The sequence below is a fragment of the uncultured Marivirga sp. genome (assembly GCF_963974845.1).
Classification (GTDB): domain Bacteria; phylum Bacteroidota; class Bacteroidia; order Cytophagales; family Cyclobacteriaceae; genus Marivirga; species Marivirga harenae.
Genome location: NZ_CAXBEQ010000006.1, coordinates 235,119 through 252,280, shown reverse-complemented (window position 1 = coordinate 252,280; position 17,162 = coordinate 235,119). Strand labels below are relative to the sequence as shown.

Here is a 17,162-nt window from a genome sequence, read left to right as displayed (position 1 = left end):
TAAGAATGAAAAGAAGGAATAACATATCGTCAATGAAACAAACAGGCAGTCTAATATTTGGGCTGGCTTTGGCTATCTTATTGTTTTTCCAACAACCTTATTCAATAGAAAATCAGGACGAGTTAAATCAAACCGAGCAAAAAGAGCAAAAAGAGCCTGCAGCAGAATTTCAGGTAATGTCCTATGATGTGCTTTTGCCGGTAATGCAATTCAATTTATTCCACTCATTTGATCTAATATTAGAAATCCCAAACCCCGATAAAGAAGATTTTACTTTATTGGAATATGTAGAAAAAGCTTACCATAATTTTTTTCATACATTATTTAGGCTCATCATCTCCCCTAATGCACCTTAATAATTATTGAGTTCTCAAATCAAACTCTTGAATATATAATATCAAGAACCACCCAAATTTTTTAAACCTAGTAACAATTTAAGTCGCATCTATTTCAATTGCGATTTATAAAATCAATTTAATTAAATAATAAATACAGATGAAAAACAGAGGATTTATCGTGTTTATGACTACTATAGTCACATTATTATGTGTCTATTACTTGTCATTCACGTTCGTGTCAAACGGCATAAAAGAAGATGCCACTGAACAAGCCACAGATGAGGCTGGAAATATTGACTATGGAAAGAGACAGAATTATTTAGATTCTGTTTACAATGTTCCTGTATATAACCTTTTAGGTGTAGAATTTACCTATAAGGAAGTTCAGGATATGGAGTTAAACTTAGGCCTAGATTTACAGGGCGGTATGCACGTGACTCTAGAGGTATCTCCAGTTGATATAATCAAAGGTTTAAGTGGTAATAATGAAGATGAAGGCTTAACCAATGCTCTAGAAACTGCTAGGACAAGACAAAAAACGAGTCAAGAGACTTTTGTCAATCTTTTTTACCAAGCTTACCAAGAAGAATATCCCGATAAAAAATTAAGTGAATTCTTCGCTACTTCTGCTAACAGAGATAGAATAAGCTTCCAAACAGAAGACAGCGAAGTATTAAGAATTATTCGTTCAGAAGTGGATGATGCCATTGATCGTTCTTTTGAAATCTTAAGAACTAGAATTGACCGTTTTGGCACCTCTCAACCTAATATTCAGAAATTAGAAAATACAGGAAGAATTCAAATTGAATTACCAGGTGTTGACAATCCTGAACGAGTAAGAAAATTATTGCAAGGTGTTGCGAAGCTTGAGTTTATGGAAGTAATGCCTGTTGATGAGTTGCTTCCATATATGCAAACAGCTAATCAGGTACTAATTGATAAAGGCATATTAGCTGATAACGAGGAAAGCTCAATTGAGGAAACTAACCTAGATGAATTACTAGCAGATGAATCAGAAAATGAGTTAAATGATGAAGTAGATGATAAAATAGATACAATTGCGTCAGATTTAGATTCTTTAAATCAAGCTAAAATGTCTCCTCTTTTTGATTTAATGGATCAATCGGCTGGTTATTTTTACTATAAAGTCAATGATACTTCTAAAATTAATGATATTATAAAAAGAGAGGATGTAAAATCGGTATTCCCAAGAAATTCTAGGATTTTATGGGACGTAAAACCAAAAAGTGAAGAAATGGAGTCTTTAGAACTTTATGTTGTAAAGACTGACAGAGCAGATAAAGGATTATTGGAAGGAGATGTTGTTACATCAGCAAGACAAGATTTTGATGAAAGTGGAAAATTTGCTGTAAGTATGAGAATGAATCCAGAAGGAGCAAGGAAATGGGAGAGAATTACGCAAAGGTTTACAAATGAAAATGCATCTCGTCAAATTAAAAAAAGAATTGCCGTTGTATTAGATAATTTTGTGTATTCAGCTCCGTCAGTTGAAGTTGTTATACCAAATGGTCAAACTATTATTCAAGGTAGTTTTACAAAAGAAGAAGCTGTAGATTTGGCAAACATTCTGAAAGCAGGTTCATTGCCAGCTCCTACCAGAATTGTGGAGGAAGCTATTATTGGTCCAACTTTGGGTAAAGAAGCCAGAGCTCAAGGTATCATTTCTATTGTGGCTGGTTTAGGTATGGTGTTAATTTTCATGGTTGCCTATTATTCTAAAGGTGGTTTGATTGCCAACATTGCTTTGGTATTCAATATCTTCTTTATCTTAGGAATTTTAGCGCAATTGAACGCAGCACTGACTCTACCAGGTATAGCAGGTATTGTGTTAACTATCGGTATGTCCATTGATGCCAACGTACTAATCTTTGAGCGTATTAGAGAAGAAATGCGAGCGGGCTCTCCATTATTGAAAGCTATAACATCAGGATATGAAAAAGCATACAGCTCTATTGTGGATGCCAATGTAACTACATTCTTAACGGGAGCCATTTTGTATTGGTTAGGTCAAGGCCCTGTGAAAGGCTTTGCCATTACCTTAATGATTGGTATTGCTTGTTCATTCTTCTCAGCGGTTTTCATCACAAGAGTAATTGTGAGCTGGATGAGCAAGAAAGGTGATCAAAGCAAAATCTCATTTGCTACGCCATTCTCTAAAAACCTATTTAGCAACATCAATTTCAACTTTATGAGCAAAAGAAAAATGGCTTATATCGGATCCGGAATTGTGATTGTAATTGGTGTTGTTTTAATGGTCACTAAAGGTTTAACCTTAGGCGTTGATTTCACAGGTGGTCGTTCTTATGTTGTAAGATTTGCTGAGCAAGTAGAAACTACAAGTTTGAAAGTAGCGCTAGATGGTAAATTAGAGGATGCCGGCACCGAGGTAAAGACTTATGGTGCAAATAACATATTGAAAGTAACGACTTCATACTTAGTCAATGAAGAATCAACAGAAGCTGATAATGAAGTAAAAACTAAAATTATTAGCGGTATTGCAGAAGCAACCGGTATGCAATATGTAGAGGATGAAACCGCAGTTGATGAATCAAATTTCACGATTAGCGGATCATCCAAAGTAGGTGCCACTATTGCGGATGACATCCGAAATTCATCACAGGAATCAGTGATCTTTGCCTTGATTGCAATCTTTATCTATATCTTAATCAGATTTAGAAGATGGCAATTTGGTCTGGGAGCTGTTGTGGCCTTGTTCCATGATACATTGTTTGTACTATCAGCATTTGCCATTGCAAAATTACTTGGATTCTCTTTTGAAATTGACCAAGTATTTATTGCGGCAATTCTAACCGTAATTGGTTATTCCATTAACGATACGGTGGTTGTATTTGATAGAATCAGAGAAACCTTGGGCATAAAATCAAAAGCATCCAATGTGGAGACTTTTAATACTGCAATCAATAATACCATCAGTAGGACGTTAATGACTTCCATTACTACTTTAGTGGTAATCTTAATCTTGTTTATTTTCGGTGGAGAAGTATTGAGAGGGTTCTCTTTTGCATTATTAATAGGTATTTTAGTAGGTACTTACTCATCTATCTTCATTGCAACTCCAGTTGTGTTGGATTTAGCGAAGAGAAAGAAAAAAGCTGTAGAAGCATAATCAGAAATAAGTTAAAATTGAAAAGCCGAATTGGAGTAATCTGATTCGGCTTTTTTATTGAATTATATATTTGCATCACATTTTTCTTACCATTCAATAACTCAGCAACGTCAAAAATATCACTCCAATCAATGCTAAAATTGCATAAAGAGGTAACATAAACTTTAAAAATTTCTCGTAACCGATTTTTACTAAGCCTAATGATGCTAATACCAAACCAGTTGGGTTTATGCTATTAAACAAACCATTTCCTAATTGGTATGCATTTACTATTACTTCCCTGCCAATATTGACATTATCGGCCAAGGGTGATAATATTGGCATGGTCAAAACCGCCATACCCGAACTGGAAGGAATAAAAAAAGTTAATCCTTGATAAATAAAGAAAAGTACATTCACGAATAGGCCTTTATTCATTCCTGTGGTTAATTCACTGGCATAAAAAAGTATGCTGTCACTAATCAAACCATCATTCATTAAAATGGTAATCCCTCTTGCCAGGCCTATGATGAAAGCTACTCCAAGCAAATCTCCTGCTCCTTGTAGAAAGGAATTAATAAATTCATTTTCCTTCATCTTTGCTATAAACCCAATTACTATAGCGCCAGCAAAAAAGACTGTGGTCATTTCCACAAACCACCAATCCCACTGTGAAACTCCCATAATCATGACAACAAAACAAGCAGTGAAAATGAGCAGGATAAGTCTTAATCTTATGGTAAGCGCTACAATATTACCTTCACTTGCATCTTTTATATAAGATAATGATTTTATTGCACTGGCATCCACTAAAGATTTTTCAGGATTTCTTTTCACTTTTTTGGCATAAATTAATATATAAAGAATAGTGACGGTCATGCACACAACATAAATCAACATTCTTCCATCTAATCCACTTGTCCAGCTTATCCCGGCAGCATCAGAAGCAATAATAGTAGCAAAGGGATTTACAGTGCTGCACATTACCCCAATTGCAGAACCTAAAAAAATACTGGCTAATCCGACCATGGAATCATAACCTGCAGCAATGAAAATAGGAATTAAGATAGGATAGAAAGCCAAGGTTTCTTCGGCTAAACCGAATGTAGTACCTCCTAAAGAAATCAGTAACGTAGTGAAAATAATCAGCAAAAACTCTTTGCCTTTTAAAGCTTTGGAAAGCCAACCCATACCCGCATTGAAAGCTCCGGTTACGTTCATGATACCAATCATACCGCCAATAATCAATACAAGGAAGATAATATCAGCCGCTTCGATTATCCCTTTTATAGGTGCCGACAAAAAGGCTATAAACCCTTGTGGCTGTGATGGTAATTGCTGATAAGTATCCGGAATGCTAATCGGCTTATAGATAGCACCACTTGTAAATTTATCTAAGGGAATCTTAACATTTAAATCTTCCAAATTCTCTTGAGAGGATTTTAAATAATAAGTAGAATCTTGACTTTCAATTTGAAATTGGTCAGAAGTGGATTGATAACTCAATGAGTGGTAACTCCCGGCCGGAATCAACCAAGTTAAAAAAGTCACTAAAGCTGCAATAATCAAAAGAATACTTTGTGCTGCTGGAAATTTCATTTAGTCAATTCTGTTAGTGTAGAAACAAAGATAAGAGGATTCCGAATAAACTAAACCTTTGTATCTAGTATTCGATTTTCACCAGCTAAGCTCTTCTTAGAATCTTTTCCATCTTTTTGCCCTTCGCTAATTCATCTACCACCTTATCCAAATATCGAACTTTTCGAGTTAATTCATTTTCAATTTCCTCCACTCTGTAGCCACAGATTACTCCTTTGATTAACTCAGCATTGGGATTTAAATTAGCCTGCTGGAAGAACTCTGAGAAAGTGACTTTAGCTGAGATCAACTCCTGTTGCTTTTTGTCATCAAAACCAGTCAACCATTCAATAACCTGATGCAATTCCGATTTTGCTCTTCCTTTCTTTTCCACCTTAGTAACATAATGCGGATAAACTGAGGCAAAGGTCATTTTTGCTATTCTTTCATTGTGTTCGGGTGTGGCTTTCATGGCTTTTCAAATTAATTTATATATCAATTTAATGAAAAATTAGAGACTCTCTTGATCATGTGACCAGATCGGATATCTATCTTCACCTTCGAAATCAGTTAGCTGTTTATGACTTTCCTGTGAAGTATTATAAACCCATACATCACGTGTAATAGCGGAAGTATGGTGTTTTCTCCAATATTCTTCATAGCCTTTTAAATCCATGTATAACCAATGGCTACCGTCTTTATTGACATTTACATCATCTAATGGCAATGGAGTTTCCACTTGAGGCATATTCCCTTCAATTGAAGCGCTGTAAAGTTATGAAAACCTACTATAAGGGAATTGTGAATTTTCAGCATTCATCTTGCGACCAGATGTAAATAATATCGATTTCCCGTCCACAGTACATCTTTGTGGAATATCATGGGCTGAGTGAAAACTTAGTTGGGAAGTGGGTCCATCTTCTATATTGTATAAAAATACACCATAGTTTCCATGCCGATCTAAAGCAATGGCAATGTGTTTACCATCCTGCAATCAAACAATTTCGTATTCGTAACGGTCTCCAATAGTTACCGGTATTGCAAGACTTTGTTCTTTCTCAACGTAATAAAAATTTCCTTTGTAGCCAAAGGCAATCTTTTCTCTATCAGGGCTTATTTTAGCATATCGCATCCATTTTGGATTGGACTGGCCTATTACGCCTATAATTCAACATAGAATTAATAGTATTAAACTCTTTTTCATAGTAGTAGATTTTATTCTAAAACACTCCTCAACATAAATATTTTTTAGATGACCTAGACATTATTTTGTCTAGACAATCTGTAGATTACATTTATGATCGCTTTTTAGTATAAAAAAGTTACCAAGCATTGGTTTCCTTTAAGCATTAACTTTAATTTTGAACAAAATTTAGAATCATATCCGATAGATATAATCAACGCGGGGTTTCGGCCTCCAAAGAAGATGTTCATTATTTTTAGCCTGCTCTATCTAACAAGAATTTTTTGATTGCCTATAAATTGGTTATCAGAAATGAATGCTATAAAGTATAATCCCAATGGTAAATTGCCCACTTCGACAACTTTTTTGTTACTGACATGAAGCTCTTTAAAGACTCGTCCTTGCGCATCTAAAATTGTAATAAAATCAATTCCTTGGTTTAGCAAAATTGTGAATGTACCGTTATTGGGGTTTGGGTAAATTTTTGACACATAATTTTTACTCTCCAACCCCAAAATACCTTTTCGCAACATTAAAGTATCTGAGGGATCAGAGTGGCCTATTTCATTCTTGGCGATGAGGTAATATTGGTGAGAAATTTCTATATCATTTATAATTACTTGGAAATAAGAGACTTCGGAGGTAACAGTATCTATTGGCACAAATTCTGCAAGATCAAGAGATTCATATATAATAAAACTATCTGTTAAATCGTCAGAATTGGTCCATGCGAGCGTAATTTCTGCAAGTTCTTCATTATAATCATAAGTTAAATTTTGTGGAGGTTTAGGACGGAAAATATCTAAACTTACGATATTTGAGGTATCTGAGACCATATTATCGTTCACTGCCAGAACAAAATAAGAATATTTATGATCAATTTCTACATCCACGTCAGTAAAGCTTTCCGTATCCGATCCTACATCACCGATTACATCATATTCCTCGTCATCTATCCCTCGTAATATTCTAAACCCTGTTTCATGGTCTGAATTGTCATTCCAGGTCAATTCATTGCTCCCATCTACGTATTGTGCAGTAAAATTTTCTGCTTTTTTTGGCTTAATTAAGGTAAATGTAGTTTCCGTAGAGTTTTCACCAAAAATATTTTTTGACACTAAACTATAAGTATAAAGAACATTTAAATCAGGATTATCATCTGTAAATGAAGTAGAACCCTTTTCAAGTGTTGAAAGAAGTTCTTCATTACCATCTGGTCCTTTGCGATAAACCTCTATAGAACGAATTGAGTAATCCTGCTGCCAAGTAATATTTATCCCACCAGTTTCTGTATTGGATATATTTTCAATATTCAATGCATTTGTACTTAAAGAGAGTGCATAAAATCCGCCTCCATTAAAACCATTTATCGCTCCAGGACCCAATATGAACAAAGTATCATTGTGTATCTCAATTTCATCTATTTCACCTTCAACATCTAGCGCAAGATCATCATATAAAGCACCATTTAGATTTACTGCAGCAATTGCGTCTTTAGAAATGCCATTTAATGAAGAAAAAGAGCCCGAAACCAAAATTGTAGTATCACTTAGAGAATTGATATCAGCAATATCCGTGTCTGAGTTAAATGAAATAAAATCACTATCAAGAAGATTCCCATTTACATCATATTTCTTTAGAGTTTGCGTGTTATTAGCGTCCGGTTCGTAAATCATAAGTAATGAATCAGAAACAGCAAAAACCTGAGCATTACCATATGACAATTTCTCGAAAATAATATCATTAAAAGAAGTGTCCTTATTACCATTTGGCATGAGTCGAATTACCTTTCCACTAGGATTTGCTGAATTTCTAAAATACTGAACTGTAAGCTTATCATCCTTCCCTAAATAAGAGAATTTGACAATATCCGTTGGTAAAATATCCGGACTAGGAGTGTAACCAGAAACAATACTGTAATCTTTATTCATTTTAATCACGTTATGCATTTGTTGACCCGCTCCATTATATGAAAATATACCTGTAGCGTAAATATAAAGCTCAGACTCATGAATGTTGTAAACAGGTTCTTCAACGTAAACCGGACTTCCTTGGGAGGACCCTAAACTAACGCTATTTCCATTCGGATCGTACACTTTAAATATTCCATTTTGATCCCTATCATAAACGCCTAAAAATAAATCTCCGTTAGATAAAATTTTAGCTGATCCCAAATAATCATCAGCAGATAAATTAATGGAATCCAACTGGGGAAATTTAGCCTCAGATTTTAAAGAAAACCCCGTGATAAGTGCACTTTTTGACATGCTGGACTCAATAAAAGATCCAGTAATTAAAAACTTTTCAGAATTATAATTTATCATTTGATCCACCCGTGCATTGCCATATAAATTTGAGTTAAATGCATCGATATTTTCACCATTTGTATTTATCTTATTTATACTTCTTGACTCCTTGCCATCGTAAGTTCTTTGATCTGCGAGTAAATAAATTTCATCGTCAGCATTTCTAACCATATGATAATTTCCATAATATTCCACTGTGAAATGTTTAGTCACAAAGGAATCATCTCTTAACCCATTACTCAATAAACGAAATAAAGATCGATTGGATGGATTCGAACTATCATTCTGTCCAATAATAAAAAATTTACCACTACTTAATGGAATTGCATATGCTATCCCATTACCGTATGCATCTGCAAAAGATAAATCAGCATTATGAATGGAAGCCTCATCGATGGCACCCAACTCGTTGATAATAAAAAGACCATTTCCTGAAATGTTATTTACATTCAGATTATTATTTCCTGCTATAAATAATTGACCGGATGAGAGCATCTCAATATTATGTATTTCGCCACGAGTAGAAGTTATGGGGCTAAATGAACTATTTTCAACAATGGAATCAGTAAAATGATAATACTTACGAGTGCTATAGTCTTCAGACACATATTCCATCAATAATGCATTATCAGATAGTTTTTCAACGGATTGCAGCAAATATCCTTCTTTACTGACATCAATTGCACGGTAATTTCCATCTTCTGCATAAAGCCTAAAGTTTCCACCACTTTCCAAGACTAATAATGAGTCTCTATAAGTTATCATGGATTTGATATAGGGACTGCCGACCGCGAATGACTGGTCAATTGTTCCGTTATCTTTTATTTTAATAATGCCGTTCTCAGCAACTATATAAAGGGAACCATTTAGTATAGTTGACGGGCTAAAGGCTATTGCGTTTCCAAAATTCCGAGAGTAATTCCCCTCAAAATGAAATGCTTCATCAAGGGAACCATCTGCATTTAACCTAACAATCGGAGGAGTGATTTTATCGTTGACAAAATTAATGTTGCCTCCTACATATAATTTATCATTATCTAAAAGTGCATGCCTCACACGTGCTTGACCCTTCAGTCCGGGTTGATTTTCTCCTAAATCAATTAATTCTTGACTTAAAACCGATAAAGAAAAAAAGCAAAGAATAGAAAAAGCAAAAGAAAATTTCATATAAAACTATTTATAAAGTGATTCTTATTTGAAAAGACTAACTTAGTTTAAATAATTAATATGACCATATAAAATGGATAATAAGGGGCTTGCATTAAATGCTTTTTTAATGTTTTTTTAAAGTGATGAGTATCATTGCCTTCTATTGCATATCAATCTATAAAGAAAAGCAACTGGTTGATCGGCAAAAGGAAAACACTAGGAACGGCTAAGATATAAAGAGCACCAAACCATATAGGCTTCATAACAATTTGCTTTACCGCTATAATTATTAATCCTCCGGCAAATTTTCTTAAAAGAAACTAATAGAATCCTGAAGCAATCAAAAATCCATGATAATTTTATAAAGTTTAATATAATTTGAAGAGCTTTTATTTAAGTACTAAAAATACACCTTTCAATTAGTTTACTTTCCTCAATCCCCTTATTTTTGAACAAAATTTAGAATCATGTCCGATAGATATAATCAACGCGGGGTTTCGGCCTCCAAAGAAGATGTTCATAATGCCATCAAAAACCTTGATAAAGGACTTTTTCCACAAGCTTTTTGCAAAATTGTGCCTGATCACCTTACGGGTGATGAGGAGTACTGCACCATTATGCATGCGGATGGGGCTGGCACTAAATCTTCCTTGGCTTATATGTATTGGAAAGAAACGGGTGATATTTCCGTTTGGAAAGGAATTGCACAAGATGCCATCATCATGAATATTGATGATTTACTATGTGTGGGATGTACCGATAAAATATTACTCTCCTCTACTATTGGGAGGAATAAAAACTTAATTCCAGGTGAAGTCATATCGGCTATTATAAATGGCACTGAGGAAGTTTTGCAGATGCTGAGAGATAATGGTGTAAATATTATAAGTACAGGTGGTGAAACTGCGGATGTTGGGGATTTAGTGAGGACTATTATTGTAGATAGTACCGTTACGGCCCGAATGAAAAGATCAGATGTTATTTCCAATGACAACATAAAAGCAGGTCATGTGGTTGTAGGCTTGGCTTCTTATGGACAGGCTACTTATGAAAATGAATACAATGGCGGAATGGGGAGCAACGGATTAACCTCTGCTCGTCATGATGTATTCAGTAAGGAGTTGATGGCAAAATATGCTGAAAGTTTTGATCCCTCCGTTCCTAGTAACTTGGTGTATACAGGTTCAAAAAAATTGACTGATTCAGTAGAAGGAGTTGAATTGGATGCAGGTAAATTAGTATTATCCCCTACTCGAACTTATGCGCCAGTTATCAAGAAAATATTGGAAGAATTACCGGATAAAGTAGCAGGAATGGTGCATTGCAGTGGCGGAGCTCAAACCAAAGTACTTCATTTTGTGGAAGGGTTGCATATTATCAAAGACAATTTATTCCCAACCCCTCCACTTTTCAAAATGATACAAGAAGAATCCAAAACGGATTGGAAAGAGATGTACAAAGTATTCAATATGGGGCATAGAATGGAACTTTATGTTGATGAAGCGGATGCACAAGCCATCATTGATATCTCAAATTCTTTTAATATTGAGGCTCAAATCATTGGAAGAGTTGAAAGTTCTGCTCAAAAGCAAGTTACTGTTAAGAGTGAGCATGGGGAGTTTGTTTATGAAGGCTAATTTTCCATGGGCACTTTCCCCCGTTTAAAGCTCAGCCTCAGATCTCGCATAGACTAGATTTGCTGCAGAAGAAAGATGTTTGTTACGATTACAACTACTGAAAGCAAAAAAGAGAGGGTTAGCTTAAGGATATTTTGTCTTCTCTCTTTTATCATCTCATTCCTGATCTTAATCAAATCTTCTTTAGTACAAGATTTGTAGGTATACTTTCTTTCGGATCTACTATATTCTTGAACTCTCTTCTCATTTCAAAAAGTGATTGTCTTTTTAGAATAGCCCTATCGTTTGCCAAAGACTTATTCATAAAATCCATCATTCCAAAACCACTCATATCAATTGTTTTCAAGTTGAGACTTTTTATGTTGGTCTTCTTTCCTAATAATAAAAACTTCAAAGTAAACCAGTAATACAATCAGTGTAATTTCCCCCACGAAATATAGAATACCCACAATTGTGAGTTGATCGAAATACGTAATAATTAGAAATGATGTAAGTAGGCAGTACATTAAATTAGCAGTGGCAATTACGCCAAGAAAAGTTCTCCAATTCTTTTGGGGCTTAAAAAAACAACTGGCCGAATAAATAAAAAAGAGTGAAGCAACAATGGCTAGACTAATTAATAACTCTTTTGGCATACCTATGAATTCCTGAACACTTGTGAAGACAATTCCTAAAGTTATTGCTGTTAAAAATGCTCCTACAGCGTCAATAAGAAAAACTTTAGTAGGATTCTTTAAAATTCTATCCATCATTCTGCAAAGAAAATATTTCCATTAAGATATAAAATTGGATGTTAAGCCGGTAGTCAAATTAGCTAAAAATACTTCTTCATCATGATGTCAGTTTGCACGTCCTCTCCTACGATAAAAGTATGTTTATCGAAAGCTTTAAAGCCTAACTGCTCGTAAAACCGAATGGCTTTGGGATTTTTTTCCCATACTCCCAACCAGAGAAAATCTACTTCCTTCTGCTGAGCTATTTCTATGGCCTTTTTATAAAGCAATTTTCCAATTCGCTTTCCCTGATAATCAGCTAAAACATAAATCCGCTGTATTTCCAGAGTGTTCTCATTCTTCATTTCAGTTTGAGCTTCAGCAACATTAATTTTCAAGTAACCCACGATTACAGATCCCAAGCAGGCAAAATAGAATTCAGAATTCTGATTACTCAATTGAGATACTAACTTTTCAAGTGAAAACTCTTCTTCCAGATACCGACTCATATCATCTTCGGTGTTGCCTGCAGAATAAGTCTCCAAAAAGGTCTGCTTACTAATTTTTTGCAGGGCAATTTTATCGTTCAGATTGACTTTTCTTAATGATAGGCTTTTCATTGATAACTAATACAAATTTTATTATGTGAAAAATCTTGGCGGTTTCCCGGAGTTGAATTAGTAGCAACATTTATTTGTTCAGAACCTCTTCCCAGGTAGAATACGCTTCCTTTTCAATTCCATCCTCAGTAATCAAACCTGTACTAATCCACAATTTCCCTAAATCTTTGACTTCATCAGGAAATGTTTCCCAAAGAAGATCATAATCCCTATGAGCCCACCAAATAATATACTCATAATCCTGAATTTGGGCCTGAGCAAGCAGAACTTTCAAGTATTCATTTTGCTGTCCTTGATCACCAGAGATGGATAGATTAAATGATTCTACAGTCAAATCCTCCGAAAGGTGGCTTGTTTCGGCAAATGAAATAGGTTTCTCAATCTGTTCGTGTAAGAAATCAAATGCCTCTTTAAAATCTTCATCAGTTTTTAAGCCTTTAAAGAATGGATAAAAGCTAATACTCACTAAATCCATTGCATTAGCGTAATTTGCTATTTCCTCTATAAAATCTTCACTATTCGTAACATCCGGCTGGTAAAAATTATGTAACGTAATTGATTCTGAAATATTCAGAGACGGGAATTCCTCTGCAATTCTTGATCTGATACTAGCCATCAATAATTTATACCCATCCCACTTCTCAGGGGCATTTTTTAATAATTCATTTACCTCAATAGCTATGATTAAATAATCTGGATTTAATTGATTTGCGATATATTTTAAATGTTTGAAATATGCGTCTTCAATTTTCTGATCATTTAATTCCGCATAATCAGGAATACCGCCATCATAATCGAAAGCTAATTCATCCCTTGAACTGTTCAACAAACTTACTGAGACAGTGAGTTGAGCGTTTGGCAGTTTCCGTGAGGCTCTTGATTCAATTTCATTGATAAATTCAGATGGCAAAGTCGAATCATTGAACCAGGCATTCCAGGGAATATTGGAATCAATATGCTCTGAATAAATATCTGCATTTTCATCAATGAATTTATAACTACCTTCGACAGCTTCAGCTGTTGGAGCATACGGCCATGTACTGAAACCCATCTTGAAATCCCGTGAACTGAACTGACAGAAAAAGTCGTCATTTTCGCAATCAGATATGGGATTATTGTCTTCCTTAGTGCAAGAAAGCGCAACGATCATGAAGACTATTGTCAAAATTGAAGATAATTTTTGCTTCCTCATTTATACTTGTTTTTCCTTGATTAAATAATCTAGATATCCAATCGGTATGATATAAATATACATAATACAGAAAGAAATATTCTATTCTCAAATCCCTAATGTCATTAGGTGTTTTACTTTGTGGTAGATTAAAGATGCTTTAATACATTCTTTCAATTCCAATTCAGGGACTTTCTCCTCTAGTGGAAAAACGATGGCACGGTTACCTTCAAATTTGAACACATCCTCAAACACAATTCTGAAGGTGCTCACCAGACGACTTGAACATTGAAAGTACATTGCAAATTGATCGGGAGATCTTTCTTTCCAATCCATCCGTAATGTACTTCCATTTTTAGTTACAAAACTTGGCTCACCCCATTTTAACGTCTCCTCCAATTCATCAACTCCCTCCGTTTCTTCCGCTGTTTCTATTACCAACCTCCTCAAATACCGCATCTTACCCCTTAATTTGTCTGGGTAATTCGCAAATTTTTCATCAACAGCTGGATTCGTTTTAAGCACGAGTTTCGTCATCTTTTATTCATTAATTGCAATATAAAAATCCACTTCAGCAGCAGAAGGATTTTGCGATTTCTCTCCAAATACTTCAAAATCAGCAGTATAGCTTCGATTCAGATCCATATCCCAAATTTTTGCCCAATGGTTTACAATAAGTCCATTCATTAAATCGCCACTAGCAGTACTCTTAATGTAAGTCCCACCATCGAAAGACATCGCTGTCATTCCTGCAGGAACTGCTTCAAAATTTTTCACTTTGCAACCAAGAATGGCCGTGTAAGGCTTGGTGTGATCTCCCTCATATTCGGTGTACAATGAATAAATCGTATAATCCACTTTATTGGGGATTTTCTCCAATAAGTTCTCACTCAGAAATCCTTGCCACAATTCAGCAATTTCCTGATTAGCTTTGTTCCCTTCATTAGTAGTCTTGATGGCAATGCCAATCAACTTAAATGGTTCAATTTTTACCTTTTGCATAACTTATTCTTTTTGATTTGAAGCAAAGGTAGATTGAGTTTGTGACAAGGGTATGTCAGGGGTGCTTTCACATTTTTTTCTGCAGTTATCAAAGTATTGATCCAAGGTAATTTTGTGAGGCTCAAAATGTGCCTGAGTTTTTGTTAACTGCTGAATTCGATCTAATCGAAAGGCCCGAAAGTCATTACGAATATGACAAAAGGCAATTAGAACCCAATTATTTTTGGTTGTGTATAACGCAAAAGGCTCTATTTTTCTTTGTGTCTGTTGATTATTTAAAGATATATAGTGCAACTGAACTATCTCATAGTTGATAATATTAGACTGCAGTTGAATGAGGAAGTTGCTAGTTTTTTCATTGGTTCTGTTATTTCTTATCTGGATACGTTCGGTTAGAACTTCTGTTTTGGCTTTTTGAGGGCGTTTTAAAACTGACTTGATTTTTGAAATCGCATTTTGATACTGCTCAACTAAGGATTGGTCTTTATTTCTCAAAATCAAATGTTCGGCCATAATGAGTGCATTGGCTTCCTCTTCAGTAAACATCACTGGGGGAAGCCTGTAGCCATCTATCAGGGAATAACCTTTCCCTTCCTCCGTTACAATAGGAATTCCCGATTGCTCTAATGTTCGAATATCCCTGTAGACCGTTCGAATACTCACGTGATGCTTTACAGCAATATCAGTTGCAGTTACAATCCGCTTTGATTGTAATTGAGTTAAGATTGCTGTTAATCTTGCAAGTCTGGGTTTTTCTCTGGACACTAAATTTCTTTTTGTAATAGATGAATTAAATCCTATTATCTGCTCAATATAGTTTGATCAGTAACCTTACGCACTGTTCAACTTTAATTAAATATCAATTTACAAAATAAATTGTATTGCAAAAATGCTCTGCGATGCATTGGAAACAGGGAAATAAGTGCTAGGAAAGAGGCCGCTAGAGGAATTACCCACTTAGGCAATCTTCGTTTTAATCTAGTTAAAGGCTTAGTGGTAAATGCTATTTTGAGTTTCTAAATTCTACAGTGTAGTAAGTACACTTCTCAATTTGAAAGTTAAGTGAATTCAAATTAAAAGATTGGAAGTCTGTTGTTGGAACTAAGTTTAATAGTCCATTTTCTCGCTCAATGAAAACCTCTCCATCGCTGTAAACAGAATGAGACTTTGTCTTTCCGTTTGTCAAAACCCCCAACCATCTTCTTTATAGAAATGGACATCAAGAATAGGAGGAGCAATTTTATTTCAGCACCAATGGTAAGTGGAGCACATCTATAACCAAAAAGTAGTAGGAGCAGATATTCCTGTTTTATCTGTTCTTAAAAACGATACTACCCATACCAACATCCAAAATAAATTCCATACTGTCATCAGGATTTTTAGCATAAGCTTTATTGCCAAAGGCATTATGACCAATTTTCTCAAAATTTGGAGCCATCTTAATGTTGCATAATGGGGAATTATGTATTCTAATAATAATAGGAACATCATCAGGGGGCAAAATAATATTCAAGTTTCCAGCTCCAACAGAAGCATTTACTCTGCTGTTTATTCTCCAATCATTTCCACAATCTATTGAAATAGAACCGAAGCCAACTTCCGCAATAATGTCCCTTGCCATGGTGTAGTTCAAATCATGAACTTCAATACTACCAAAATTTACTTTTACAAAAAAAGTATCCATGGCAACACTATTCATTTTCTTTTCTGTGAAATTCACCTTCACGTCAGCACTTCCGGAATTAATTTTCAAACGTTCAACGGCTAATCTACTAAGATCAATATTTGCATCTCCCATTAAATAATTTAAATCCAAATCAAACGTTTGATGTTCCGATAAATTAATTTGCCAAATATCGTGAGGCTGCTCCGAAGATGAAAAGAAACTATTCGCTACGGATTCGGTGAAGTTCAATCCCATATGGCTTTTGCAAGTCAATTGGGCATCTACCTTTTGCGTATTATTATTCTTTAATATCTTAAAAGAGCTGGCAGCAATGTCATTTTCACTGGCTCCCAAAATTACGATTGGCTCATCTTTATTAACTGCATTCAAAAACGAATTTCCTGCCTTAGTAGAAACTTTCAATTCAATTTTATCTATGCCCTTTGATTCTGTAATTTCAAAATGCTTGTGAAGTTCTTGCCCGAAAACCGAGCAAGCTAAAAAAGGTATGACCAGAAATGATACTGAAAAACGAAGAACCCTATTCATAATGGGATTATTACGTCTTCTTTAACCAATAAGTTGTTGGTAAAATCAAAAAAGCCACTACTCTTGGCGAAATAGTGGCTTAATGTCTACTTTTATACAGATTCTTACAGCAGAGAAGCTTTC

General features: G+C 34.9%; 17 protein-coding genes. 3 read left to right on the top strand and 14 right to left on the bottom strand.

Features of this window, described 5'->3' with window-relative positions; genetic code table 11:
* Positions 1 to 32 precede the first annotated feature (32 nt).
* Both AAC601_RS14770 and secDF read left to right on the top strand, forming a co-directional pair.
* The gene (locus AAC601_RS14770; RefSeq protein ID WP_303271618.1) at positions 33 to 356 is read left to right on the top strand and encodes a hypothetical protein; all 324 of its coding nucleotides are present in this window, start codon (positions 33 to 35) and stop codon (positions 354 to 356) included.
* 139 nt (positions 357 to 495) lie between these two features.
* Complete coding sequence (gene secDF / locus AAC601_RS14765) at positions 496 to 3,486, top strand: protein translocase subunit SecDF (RefSeq protein ID WP_340153673.1); 2,991 nt, start codon at positions 496 to 498, stop codon at positions 3,484 to 3,486.
* A 93-nt stretch (positions 3,487 to 3,579) separates the two neighbouring features.
* On the opposite strand, the gene AAC601_RS14760 is transcribed toward secDF, so the two are convergent.
* The 6 genes from AAC601_RS14760 to AAC601_RS14735 form a co-directional block, all read right to left on the bottom strand.
* On the bottom strand, positions 3,580 to 5,064 hold the full coding sequence (locus tag AAC601_RS14760; RefSeq protein ID WP_340153672.1) for a YfcC family protein: 1,485 nt from the start codon (positions 5,062 to 5,064) through the stop codon (positions 3,580 to 3,582).
* An 85-nt stretch (positions 5,065 to 5,149) separates the two neighbouring features.
* Positions 5,150 to 5,515, bottom strand: a complete 366-nt coding sequence (locus AAC601_RS14755; protein ID WP_303271615.1) for a DUF2200 domain-containing protein — start codon at positions 5,513 to 5,515, stop codon at positions 5,150 to 5,152.
* A 39-nt stretch (positions 5,516 to 5,554) separates the two neighbouring features.
* A complete protein-coding gene (locus AAC601_RS14750) occupies positions 5,555 to 5,791 on the bottom strand; it encodes a hypothetical protein (protein ID WP_340153671.1) in 237 nt (78 codons plus the stop codon).
* Between the two features lie 27 nt (positions 5,792 to 5,818).
* A complete protein-coding gene (locus tag AAC601_RS14745) occupies positions 5,819 to 6,037 on the bottom strand; it encodes a hypothetical protein (protein WP_340153670.1) in 219 nt (72 codons plus the stop codon).
* Positions 6,038 to 6,175, bottom strand: a complete 138-nt coding sequence (locus AAC601_RS14740) for a hypothetical protein (RefSeq protein ID WP_340153669.1) — start codon at positions 6,173 to 6,175, stop codon at positions 6,038 to 6,040.
* Between the two features lie 317 nt (positions 6,176 to 6,492).
* Positions 6,493 to 9,699 carry a T9SS type A sorting domain-containing protein gene (locus AAC601_RS14735; RefSeq protein ID WP_340153668.1) on the bottom strand — a complete coding sequence of 1,069 codons (3,207 nt, stop codon included), beginning with the start codon at positions 9,697 to 9,699 and terminating at the stop codon, positions 6,493 to 6,495.
* A 449-nt stretch (positions 9,700 to 10,148) separates the two neighbouring features.
* On the opposite strand from AAC601_RS14735, the gene AAC601_RS14730 reads away from it, so the two are divergent.
* A complete protein-coding gene (locus AAC601_RS14730; RefSeq protein ID WP_340153667.1) occupies positions 10,149 to 11,318 on the top strand; it encodes an AIR synthase related protein in 1,170 nt (389 codons plus the stop codon).
* Positions 11,319 to 11,490: 172 nt separating this feature from the next.
* On the opposite strand, the gene AAC601_RS14725 is transcribed toward AAC601_RS14730, so the two are convergent.
* The 8 genes from AAC601_RS14725 to AAC601_RS14690 all read right to left on the bottom strand — a co-directional run bounded on the left by AAC601_RS14725 (position 11,491) and on the right by AAC601_RS14690 (position 17,039).
* Positions 11,491 to 11,664: a hypothetical protein gene (locus AAC601_RS14725; protein ID WP_340153666.1), complete on the bottom strand. Its 174-nt coding sequence runs from the start codon at positions 11,662 to 11,664 to the stop codon at positions 11,491 to 11,493.
* The gene (locus tag AAC601_RS14720) at positions 11,651 to 12,070 is read right to left on the bottom strand and encodes a hypothetical protein (protein ID WP_303271607.1); all 420 of its coding nucleotides are present in this window, start codon (positions 12,068 to 12,070) and stop codon (positions 11,651 to 11,653) included. The genes AAC601_RS14725 and AAC601_RS14720 overlap by 14 nt, the downstream gene beginning before the upstream one ends.
* A 62-nt stretch (positions 12,071 to 12,132) precedes the next feature.
* The gene (locus tag AAC601_RS14715) at positions 12,133 to 12,651 is read right to left on the bottom strand and encodes a GNAT family N-acetyltransferase (RefSeq protein ID WP_303271606.1); all 519 of its coding nucleotides are present in this window, start codon (positions 12,649 to 12,651) and stop codon (positions 12,133 to 12,135) included.
* 70 nt (positions 12,652 to 12,721) lie between these two features.
* Positions 12,722 to 13,843: a glycosyl hydrolase 53 family protein gene (locus tag AAC601_RS14710; protein ID WP_340153665.1), complete on the bottom strand. Its 1,122-nt coding sequence runs from the start codon at positions 13,841 to 13,843 to the stop codon at positions 12,722 to 12,724.
* An 87-nt stretch (positions 13,844 to 13,930) separates the two neighbouring features.
* Positions 13,931 to 14,359 carry a DUF1801 domain-containing protein gene (locus AAC601_RS14705; RefSeq protein ID WP_340153664.1) on the bottom strand — a complete coding sequence of 143 codons (429 nt, stop codon included), beginning with the start codon at positions 14,357 to 14,359 and terminating at the stop codon, positions 13,931 to 13,933.
* A gap of 3 nt (positions 14,360 to 14,362) precedes the next feature.
* Complete coding sequence (locus AAC601_RS14700; RefSeq protein ID WP_303271603.1) at positions 14,363 to 14,824, bottom strand: GyrI-like domain-containing protein; 462 nt, start codon at positions 14,822 to 14,824, stop codon at positions 14,363 to 14,365.
* Between the two features lie 3 nt (positions 14,825 to 14,827).
* Positions 14,828 to 15,589, bottom strand: a complete 762-nt coding sequence (locus tag AAC601_RS14695; RefSeq protein ID WP_303271602.1) for a YafY family protein — start codon at positions 15,587 to 15,589, stop codon at positions 14,828 to 14,830.
* A gap of 544 nt (positions 15,590 to 16,133) precedes the next feature.
* The gene (locus AAC601_RS14690; RefSeq protein WP_303271601.1) at positions 16,134 to 17,039 is read right to left on the bottom strand and encodes a hypothetical protein; all 906 of its coding nucleotides are present in this window, start codon (positions 17,037 to 17,039) and stop codon (positions 16,134 to 16,136) included.
* Positions 17,040 to 17,162 lie beyond the last annotated feature (123 nt).